The sequence below is a fragment of the Sulfitobacter sp. HI0129 genome (assembly GCF_001635395.1).
Classification (GTDB): domain Bacteria; phylum Pseudomonadota; class Alphaproteobacteria; order Rhodobacterales; family Rhodobacteraceae; genus Sulfitobacter.
In genome coordinates this window covers 1-9,490 of the sequence record NZ_LWGH01000227.1, presented here as the reverse complement: position 1 = coordinate 9,490, position 9,490 = coordinate 1, and the positions used below count along the sequence as shown (strand labels likewise).

8 protein-coding genes and 2 pseudogenes are annotated in these 9,490 nt (G+C 60.2%); 7 read left to right on the top strand and 3 right to left on the bottom strand.

Going from position 1 to position 9,490, the window contains the following annotated elements; translation table 11 throughout:
* From A3764_RS03480 to A3764_RS03450, 7 genes are all read left to right on the top strand, one after another.
* A partial coding sequence (locus A3764_RS03480) for a TRAP transporter permease (protein ID WP_150122062.1) occupies positions 1–1,681 on the top strand: 1,681 nt, incomplete at its 5' end.
* Complete coding sequence (locus A3764_RS03475) at positions 1,682–3,205, top strand: tannase/feruloyl esterase family alpha/beta hydrolase (RefSeq protein WP_082851105.1); 1,524 nt, start codon at positions 1,682–1,684, stop codon at positions 3,203–3,205. It abuts the gene before it with no gap.
* 648 nt (positions 3,206–3,853) lie between these two features.
* On the top strand, positions 3,854–5,053 hold the full coding sequence (locus A3764_RS03470; protein WP_067951177.1) for an FAD-dependent monooxygenase: 1,200 nt from the start codon (positions 3,854–3,856) through the stop codon (positions 5,051–5,053).
* A 122-nt stretch (positions 5,054–5,175) separates the two neighbouring features.
* A complete protein-coding gene (locus A3764_RS03465) occupies positions 5,176–5,874 on the top strand; it encodes a fumarylacetoacetate hydrolase family protein (protein WP_067951175.1) in 699 nt (232 codons plus the stop codon).
* Positions 5,875–5,886: 12 nt separating this feature from the next.
* A complete protein-coding gene (gene maiA, locus A3764_RS03460; RefSeq protein WP_067951173.1) occupies positions 5,887–6,534 on the top strand; it encodes a maleylacetoacetate isomerase in 648 nt (215 codons plus the stop codon).
* 57 nt (positions 6,535–6,591) lie between these two features.
* Positions 6,592–7,698 (top strand): cupin domain-containing protein, encoded by a 1,107-nt coding sequence (locus A3764_RS03455; protein WP_067951171.1) that lies wholly within the window; start codon positions 6,592–6,594, stop codon positions 7,696–7,698.
* Positions 7,698–7,997, top strand: coding sequence for a hypothetical protein (locus A3764_RS03450; RefSeq protein WP_067951168.1), 300 nt, complete (start codon positions 7,698–7,700; stop codon positions 7,995–7,997). Before A3764_RS03455 ends, A3764_RS03450 begins: the two co-directional genes overlap by 1 nt.
* Before the next feature lie 9 nt (positions 7,998–8,006).
* Here A3764_RS03450 and A3764_RS03445 read toward each other — a convergent pair.
* From A3764_RS03445 to tnpC, 3 genes and pseudogenes are all read right to left on the bottom strand, one after another.
* Positions 8,007–8,177: pseudogene (locus A3764_RS03445) on the bottom strand (transposase); the annotation flags it as partial.
* Positions 8,178–8,349: 172 nt separating this feature from the next.
* Positions 8,350–8,478 carry a hypothetical protein gene (locus A3764_RS26215; protein WP_269084743.1) on the bottom strand — a complete coding sequence of 43 codons (129 nt, stop codon included), beginning with the start codon at positions 8,476–8,478 and terminating at the stop codon, positions 8,350–8,352.
* Positions 8,478–9,490: pseudogene (gene tnpC / locus A3764_RS23895) on the bottom strand (IS66 family transposase); the annotation flags it as partial. The pseudogene tnpC and the gene A3764_RS26215, both read right to left, overlap by 1 nt.

Sequence of the window (9,490 nt, the reverse complement as noted above, 5' to 3'; positions counted from 1 at the left end):
TTCACTGTACATCGCGGTCCGCTACCCGGATATTGTCAATGAGCTGGTCTACAAGCCTCTGGATGGTCTGATCATCAGCGTTATTCTGATGGTCCTTACGATTGAGGCGGTCCGACGCCTGACGGGCTGGGGTCTGACCGCCATTGTCATTCTGTTCATCCTTTATGCGCTTGTCGGGCATCTGTTGCCGTTCGGCATGACCCGGCAGACTCTCTGGGACCGGCTTGCCATATATATAGTGATGGACACCAACGGCCTGCTTGGTTTGCCGTTGATGGTGTCGTCGGTCACGGTCTTTGCCTTCATCATCATGGGGCAGCTTCTGCTGAGGTCTGGCGGCGGCGCATTTTTTAATGATCTGGCGTTGTCTCTCGTGGGTCGGCGCAGGGGCGGCGCGGCCAAGATCGCTGTCGTATCTTCGTTCTTCTTCGGTAGCGTGTCGGGAAGCGCGGTGGCAAATGTCGCGGCATCGGGCGTCGTGACGCTACCCCTGATGCGCCGGGCGGGATATCAGCCGAAAATGGCGGCCGCTGTTGAGGCCCTGGCATCGACCGGTGGACAATTGGCGCCGCCGATCATGGGGGCGGCCGCCTTCCTGATGGCTGAGTTCCTGCAGATATCCTACGGGACCGTGGTGCTTGCCGCTATTGTGCCGTCCGCGCTCTATTATCTGTCGATTTACTTCTACGTCGACAACCATGCCGCAAAGACCGGTCTGCAGATGCCGGAGGATGTCGAGATACGGCCGCTTGGCAAAATTCTGAGAGAAGGCTGGCAGTTTCTAGCGCCTTTTGCACTGCTGATCTATGCATTGTTCGGCTTGAACTGGCGGCCGGAACTGGCGGCCTGTGCTTCGGCCCTACTGCTTGCGGTTTTCGCGATCGTCTTGCCCTATCGCGGCCAGCGCTCGCCGATGCTCGATCTCTTGCGAGCCATCCCGGAATCCGGGAAGGGCATGATCGAGATCGTGGTGATCTCGGCGGCGGCCGGCATGGTGATCGGTGTTCTGAACATTTCCGGTCTCAGCTTCTCGCTCACGCTTGCCCTAGTGCAAATGGCTAAAGGCAGTCTCATTCTGCTGCTAATTGTCGCTGCCCTGGTCAGCCTTGTCCTGGGTATGGGGATGCCCACTGTTGGCGTTTACGTGTTGCTTGCGAGCCTGATCGGACCGGCACTGGTTCAGGCCGGCGTGAATCCGATCGCCGCGCATATGTTCTTGCTGTACTTCGGTATGCTGTCCATGATCACCCCGCCGGTGGCACTGGCAAGTTTCACGGCGGCCACGATTGCGGGATCCCGTCCCATGGAGACGGGTTTTGCAGCTGTGCGGATGGGGTGGGTGAGCTATCTCATCCCGTTTGTCATGGTGCTTGATCCCGGTCTGGTCATGGTCGGCAGCTGGTTTGAAATCGTGCGTACCGGATTGAGTGCCCTCGTTGGCGTTTGGTTCATGAACGGGGCGATATACGGGTTTCTGAGGCGGCCCCTCGTGCGCTGGGAACGCGCCGTTCTGGTGGTGGCAGCGGTGGTTGCAATCGTGCCCATGCACGTCGTTGTCGGCGTCGACTATGTTCCCAATCTCGTCGCCCTGATCGTGGGTTTCGCGACCGTTTTTAGCCCGACCTTCTTACAAGGTCGGGCGCTGAAGTCTGACCGTAAAACGCAACAAGGGAGGTTGTGAATGCAACATAAAAGCTATCTGACTCTATTGGGGGGAGCATTGTTGATGGCCGCCGCGCCAGCACATGCACAAGAGGATTTTGCCGCGAGCTGCGGCCAGGTCATGGAAATGACGCTGGGCGAGGGCCTGGCTCTGACGCAAAGCGATTACGTTGCCAAAACCGATGAGCTTCCGGCGCATTGCGATGTGCGTGGGACGATCGGCGGAAACGTGAAGTTCGCGCTGCTGTTGCCTGAGGACTGGAACTCCCGCTTCGTCATGGTCGGGAACGGCGGCAAGGCTGGATCGCTCCAGCTCAACGATGCCAGCCAGCGGATGTCCGAAGGTTTTGCTGCGATCACGACCGACACCGGACATGATGCCAGCATTCCTGAGCAGGCGGGTTCCCGGTTCGGCACCGATCCGGATATGGAGCGCGATTTCGGCTATCAGGCGGTTCACGATACAGCCTCTACCGGCAAGGAGCTGACCGAGGTTCTCTATGGTCAGGAGCCCGAGCAATCCTACTGGATCGGGTGCTCCACCGGGGGCCGTCAGGGCATGATGGAATTCCAGCGCTTCCCCGACGACTTCGACGGCTATGTCGTGGGCGCGCCTGTATATAACTATACCAGCCAACAGATGTCGGCACCGGCTTTCCTGCGCCCGCTATATCCGGACAACAATCCGACCGGCGGCAATCCGATCATTCCATTCGAAAAACTGTCGGTGCTGGGCGCTGCGGTCACGGCCCATTGCGACGGCGCGGATGGGCTGGTCGATGGCTTGGTTTCCAATCCTGCGGCCTGTGACTTCTCGCCGTCGCGCGATCTCGCGATCTGCGAATCCGGCGGGGATGATTGCTTTACGACCGCCCAGGTAGAAGCGCTGGAGAAGGTCTATGCAGGTATCAAGGCCAGCGATGGCAGCTCGCTCGTCAATGGAATGCCGGTGGGCGGCGAAGCCGTCCCGGGCAGTTGGGGAAGCTGGCTGATCCCGAAGCCGGCACCGGACGTTGCCAGTATGCCGCTGCTTCACCGCGTGATGCTCGATGCGTTCAACTATCTGATGTTTGAAGAAGATTCGGCCGACTATAACTATATGACCGACTTCGACTTCGAGACCGACCCGGCCCGCATGGCCGGTGCCGCGAAAACCTACAACGCTACCGATCCGAACATTGCCGACGTCAAGTCGAGCGGCAAGAAGATCATCATGTATCACGGTTGGGCCGATGCGGCGTCGAACCCTTACAATTCGATCGATTACCGCACGGCCGTCGATGAAACGGTCGGGGAGGCCGACAGCTTCCTGAAACTCTATATGGTTCCTGGCATGGCTCATTGCCGCGGCGGTATCGGTTTTGAGAATGCCGATTTCGTGACCGCCCTGATTGACTGGGTGGAGAATGACAAGGCGCCGGCGGCCATCGAGGCGACCCGAACCGCAGACATGGCGACGCGCGCGCTTTGTCCTTATCCGCAGCTGGCAATGTATGACGGCAAGGGCGATATCAACAGCTCTGACAGCTATTCCTGCCAGTAGCACCTACGAAATGCGCCCCCCCGAAATGCAAATGCAAGGGGGGGGGGCGTCATTGGTCCCAGCGGGTCCTTTAGGCCATCATTTTCCGGCTATTTCCTGCCGAGAGAGCATTTTGGACCTGGAACGGGCGACGGGGCGTCTGAAAGCGGCGGAGGGAACCGGCCGACAGGTTCCTGTGGGTCTTCAGGAGGCAAATCGGCAATCAGGCAAATGACTGGACCAACCCTTTCGCCCAGCGTGCGATGGAGCCGTTCGCCGGGCATATTTGGGCGGTTGGTTGACGGGTCCGACCCGAACGGCCGGACGGAGGCAGGCGAGGTCGGCCATCTTGCGGGGATCGCGCTATCTGGGTCAAGGCAGGGTTGCATTTCTTAAAGGTAGCTTGGCTATCTATTTGGTTGACTTTCCCATATGGTTCCGCTTTAGAAGCTGCATCTGGATACACGGATGATGGAGCGCCTGGCGTTGAGTAGGCACCTTGTGCCTTGGGAGGACGGAAAATCGTGAGGCAAGCGGGAGGGGCGTAGTCGTCTGCCGCCGCAGTCGCGAAAGCCCTTTCTGCCCAACCCTGTCGCAATCCTGCATCGCAATGGGTCCGAAAGCATCGCGGCCTCGGCCGTCCGGGAAACGTAGATAAGGGGAACTTATTTGTCACAGCGTAGAAAGATTCTGATTGCGGGCGCAGGTCTTGGTGGTTTGACCGCAGCGGGCCTGCTGCTGCAGGCAGGCTATGATGTCGATGTGTATGAACAGGCTCCGGCTCTGGGAGAGGTCGGTGCCGGGATTCAGGTCAGCGCAAATGCAAGCCGTGTCCTTCGCCACCTCGGGGTTCAGGAGGCGCTGGAAGAGGTTGCTGTCCGTCCTGAGCGCACGGAGTTCCGTCTCTTCGACACCGCCGAGGTGATCAGCACGATCCCTCTGGGAAAGCCGCACGAAGACAGGTTCGGCGCACCCTATTATCATGTCTACCGTCCCGATCTTCACTCCATCCTTGCCAATCGGGTGGAAGAACTGAAGCCCGGAGCCATTCACCTCAATTCGACGGTTGCATCCTATACCGAGGACGCGGACGGCGTAGTGTTGACGCTCGCAAGCGGTGAGCGCATGCAGGGAGACATTTTGGTCGGTGCAGACGGTATCCATTCCGTCGTGCGCGAACAGATGCACGGCAAGGAGAAGCCCAAATTCACCGGCAATGTCGCCTGGCGCGTCATGATTCCCGCAGACAAGATCCCGCGTGACTATCAGCCCCATATCTTCGTGAACTGGATGGGCCCGAAAAAGCATATGGTGGTCTACTGGGTGAACGAGGGGAAACTGCTTAACATCGTGGGATGCGTCGAGAAGCCCGGCTGGTCCGAAGAGGGTTGGACGGTAAAGGCCCCCTGGGAAGATCTGAAGGCAGATTATGTCGGCTTCCATGAAGACGTCCAGACGATAATCGACCTTGCCGACCGCGATTCATGCTATTGCTGGGCGCTCAATAATCGGCCGCGCTTGCCGTACTGGAGCACGAAGCGTGTGACCCTCCTGGGCGATAGCGCGCACCCCACGCTTCCCTATATGGCGCAGGGCGCCGTCATGGCCATTGAGGATGGTGCCGTTCTGATGCGCGCTCTCGATGTTGCCGGGGATATCGAGGTTGCGCTCAAGGTTTATGAACAGGCGCGGATCGAACGAACCGCCCGTATCGTGAACGAGAGTACCGAACATGCGAAACTGTACCATTTCGATACGCATGAGCAGTTCCGCGAGGCCTTCTCGAAGAAGGATCCGGCGGAGGACCGTGCCAAGTGGCTCTACAGCTACGATCCGCTGAACGTGCCTTTGCCATTGATTGCAGCCTGACGGCACCGGCAACGCATCGTTTGAACATCGCCGCGACATTGCCGGGCAAAACTGAGACCGATGCCGAAGCCCAAGGCTCGGGCCGTTCCGACGGCCGGCTTTATAAAGCAAGGACCCCCAAAATGGGATATGTATTTGCACCCGCCCCCATCGCGACAGTGGCTGTCGGGGGCTCTGACGACCGTCTGCCGGTTCGCCGCATCTTTTGCGTTGGCCGGAACTACGCGGCCCACGCCCGCGAGATGGGCAAGGACCCGGATCGCGATCCGCCGTTCTTCTTCACCAAGCCGGCCGATGCGGTTGTCGATGCCGGTGAGAAGGTGGCCTACCCGCCGGAGACCGAGAATTTCCACTACGAGGCTGAACTCGTCGTGGTGATCGGCAAAGGTGGCAAGAACATTGCCGAAGAGGACAGTCTCAGCCATGTCTGGGGCTATGCCGTAGGCAACGACCTGACCCGGCGCGACTTCCAGCTCAAAGCCCGCGAACAGGGCCGCCCATGGGACTGGGGCAAAGCGTTTGACCGTTCCGCCGTGATCGGACCGGTCTTTCCTGTCGAGAAAGTCGGTCATCCGGTCAAGGGCCGTATCAGCCTATTGGTGAATGGCGAGGTGAAGCAGGACGCAGACCTTAGTGAACTGATCTGGTCGGTGCCGGAGATCATCTCGATCCTGTCGCATTCGATCACGCTGCAGCCGGGCGATCTGATTATGACCGGTACCCCGGCGGGCGTCGGGGCCATGAACGAGGGGGACACCTGCGTGGTCGAGATCGAGGACCTTGGCAAGATCGAGACCCCGATCGGCAAACGCGAAGCCTGAAGGGCTTGATACATGACCCTGAAGTTACATAACTTCTTCCGGTCCTCGACTTCAACGCGGCTGCGTGCCGCGTTGAACCTGAAGGGGCTGAGCTATGACTATATCCTCTATGTGCTGAGCACCGGGGAAACGCGGACGCCCGAGTATCTGGCGAAGAACCCGCAAGGTCTGGTCCCTACCCTTGAGAAAGAGGACGGCAGCTATCTGACGCAATCTCTGGCCATCATGGAATGGCTGGATGAGACCCATCGGGGGCCAGCACTTTTGCCCGCGGATGCGGACGGTCGCGCACGTGTACGCGCCCTGTCCTATATGATCGCGCTGGAGATCCACCCACTGAACAATCTGCGCGTGCTGTTCCGCATTCGCGATCAATTCGGTGCCGATGAAGAGGCGCAGAAAGAATGGTTCACCCATTGGGTTGCTATCACCTTCGATGCGCTCGAAGCCGAGCTTTCGAGATCGGACGAAACCGGGCTTTACTGCCACGGCCACACACCCACGATGGCTGATTGCTGTGTCTATGCCCAGATATGGAACAACAAGCGCTTTGGTGTGCCATTGAAAAGCTGGCCGGTGATTTCGCGCATCTATGCGGAACTCGACAAGCCGCCTACCTTCCGGAACGCGGCGCCGCCCAATCAACCAGACGCCGCCTGACGCGCCGAGCCCCACATGCACGCACCCGAGACGTGACAAAAACCGGAGGAACTCACCATGTCGACCGAAGATCGTAACCACGACACCGTTGCGCACGGTATGCAGCCGGAAGACACACCGGAACTACGCGCGCTTTACAAAGGTTTCGAAGAGCAGAACCTGCTGCCGCTCTGGACCCAACTCGGCGACCTGATGCCGATGACGCCCAAGTCCAAGGCCGTGGCGCATGTCTGGCGTTGGGCCGATCTTCTGCCGCTGGCGGAAAAATCCGGTGAGCTGGTGCCGGTCGGTCGCGGTGGCGAACGCCGTGCCATCGGGCTTGCCAACCCCGGTCTCGGTGGCAATGCCTATGTCTCGCCGACGCTCTGGGCCGCGATCCAGTATCTCTGTCCGGGCGAGAACGCGCCGGAACACCGACACTCGCAGAACGCCTTCCGTTTCGTTGTCGAGGGAGAAGGCGTCTGGACCGTAGTCAATGGCGATCCGGTGCGCATGTCGCGCGGGGATTTACTGCTGACGCCCGGTTGGAATTTTCATGGCCACCACAATGTCGCCAATGAGCCGATGGCCTGGATCGATGGCCTGGACATTCCGTTCAGCCAGCAGATGGATGTCGGCTTTTTTGAGTTTGGCTCCGACCGGGTGACCGATAATGCCACGCCGGATTATTCCCGTGGTGAGCGTCTTTGGTGTCATCCGGGTTTGCGTCCGCTATCACAGCTGCAAAATACCGCATCTTCGCCGATCGGTGTCTATCGCTGGGAATTTACCGACCGCGCGCTGACCGAGCAGCTGCTTCTGGAGGACGAAGGCCAGCCCGCCACGGTCGAGCAAGGCCACGCGGCAATCCGCTATGTCAACCCGACCACCGGCGGCGATGTCATGCCGACGATCCGTTGCGAGTTTCACCGCCTGCGGGCAGGGACCGAAACCGTGACGCGTCACGAGGTTGGCTCCACGGTGTTCCAGGTCTTTGACGGCTCGGGCGCCGTGGTAATGAACGGTGTCGAGTACGGGCTTGAAAAGGGCGACATGTTCGTTGTGCCAAGCTGGGTGCCATGGTCCTTGCGGGCGCAGAACCAATTCGATCTCTTCCGTTTTTCGGATGCGCCGATCATGGAACGTCTGGGCTTCATGCGTCAGATGATCGACGGCCAGTCGTAATGCTTCCGGCAGAGACGGATCTGGCCGCCCGCGAGGCGCTGAAAGCCCGCGTAGGCAAGGGGGCGCGCTTCGATGCCCCCAACGCGCCTGCCGAGGACCTGCTTCTTGCGCGGCGCGGCACCGCCTATTTCGCTCGCAAGCTAATGGAACTCAGCGACGAGGCGCTCTATGAACCCGCCGCGATCGACGGCCTGAGCCGCGCCTATGTAGTTGCTCGGTTGAGCTGTGGGGCCCAGCATCAGGCGCTGGAGGCATTGGACAACAACATGGTCCCCGAACTTCCCGAAGAACTGCCTTAGGATCAGTATTCATAACCAATAGATGACGACAGCCGCGAGGGCGATGGCTGAGAGGAACACCTTTGGGCATCGGTCATAGCGGGTCGCGACGCGCCTCCAGTCCTTTAGCCTGCCGAACATGATCTCGATCCGGTTGCGCCGCTTGTAGCGTCGCTTATCGTATTTGACCGTAAGCGCCCGATAGCCACCGCAGTTTCATGTCCTTTACGCGTGCGATGATGTCTGGATCGCCGACGAAGTCCTCGAGGAAGCCTTGCCATTCCTCTGTCGATATCCGGGCAGCCCTGAGCATGTCGCGAAGTTCGCCGATGCCGTCGTCGGTGAGGGCAGTCTGGTAGGTTTCTTGGTTGACTTAGACACTGACGATATTGCCGTAGGTTAGGTTGTCGTCGTTGCTGACGATGGCCTCGGGGAGGTCCAGATCCTCCCCAAGCAGGTTGGCGACGCGACTGAGCATACAGACGGAGGTGGTCGTCGCCATCAGGCAGCCTCGCTGCTGGGCTGACGTTTCGCTTGCCACAACCAAGGCAGCAGTTCGTCGAGCCGGTTGATCTTGTGATCATGGATACGGTCAAGGATGTCGGCCAGCCAAGCCTGCGGATCGAGCCCGTTCATCTTGGCGGTTTCGATGAGGGTCATCGCCCTGGCCAGCGTTTCGCCACCGCTGTCGGAGCCCGCGAAGAGCCAATTCTTCCGCCCGATGCCGATCGGGCGCATGGCGCGCTCGGCCGGGTTGTTGTCGATGCCGACGCGGCCGTCTTCGAGGAAGAGCTCGAAGGATGGCCTCGGCGAGATCGCCCCTGCCTGGAATGCGCAGCAGCTGGGCCTCGGCCCAGGTCTTGAAGGCAGCCACCATGGGGCCGGAGTGCTGCTGGCGCGCAGCCTGGCGCAGCGCCGCCGGCTGACCGGCGATCTCGCGCTCGACATCGTAGATCTTGCCGATCCGGTCGAGGGCCTCCCGCGCGATCTCGGACTTCGTGCCCTCCCAAACATCGTGGAAGTCGCGCCGCAAATGCGCCCAGCATGCTGCCTCTCGGAACTGGCTGCTGCCATCCGCGCGCTGTTCGTAGAGCGGATTGAAGCCGGCATAGGCATCCACCTGAAGGATGCCACGGCTGGCTTGTAGGTGGCGCTGCGGATGCTCCCCCTTCCGATCCGGGGAGAAGCGGTAGACGACGCCGGGTGGTGCGGTGCCGGCCCAAGGTCGTTGGTCAGAGACATGGCCCAGACCCAGCCTTGTTTGACACCCTTGCCGAGACCGCGGTCCCGACGTGACCGGTCCAGCACGCGGATTGGAGTGTCATCTGCATGCAGCACCGGCGCGGACATCACCTCGGCCTCGATCCGCTCGATGACGGGAGCGAGCACCTTCATGGCGCGCCCGCACCAATCCAGAAGCGTGCTGTCAGGGATGTCGGCGCCCATGCGGGCGTAGATCTCGTGCTGACGATACAATGAAAGATGGTCGTCGAACTTCGAGACGAGGATTTGAG

Bases quoted from the DNA above. Each gene is read 5' to 3' on its own strand.
- A3764_RS03475 (WP_082851105.1), top strand. From the start codon at position 1,682: ATGCAACATAAAAGCTATCTGACTCTATTGGGGGGAGCATTGTTGATG.
- A3764_RS03465 (WP_067951175.1), top strand. From the start codon at position 5,176: ATGGGATATGTATTTGCACCCGCCCCCATCGCGACAGTGGCTGTCGGG.
- maiA (WP_067951173.1), top strand. From the start codon at position 5,887: ATGACCCTGAAGTTACATAACTTCTTCCGGTCCTCGACTTCAACGCGG.
- A3764_RS03455 (WP_067951171.1), top strand. From the start codon at position 6,592: ATGTCGACCGAAGATCGTAACCACGACACCGTTGCGCACGGTATGCAG.
- A3764_RS03450 (WP_067951168.1), top strand. From the start codon at position 7,698: ATGCTTCCGGCAGAGACGGATCTGGCCGCCCGCGAGGCGCTGAAAGCC.
- A3764_RS26215 (WP_269084743.1), bottom strand. From the start codon at position 8,478: ATGGCGACGACCACCTCCGTCTGTATGCTCAGTCGCGTCGCCAACCTG.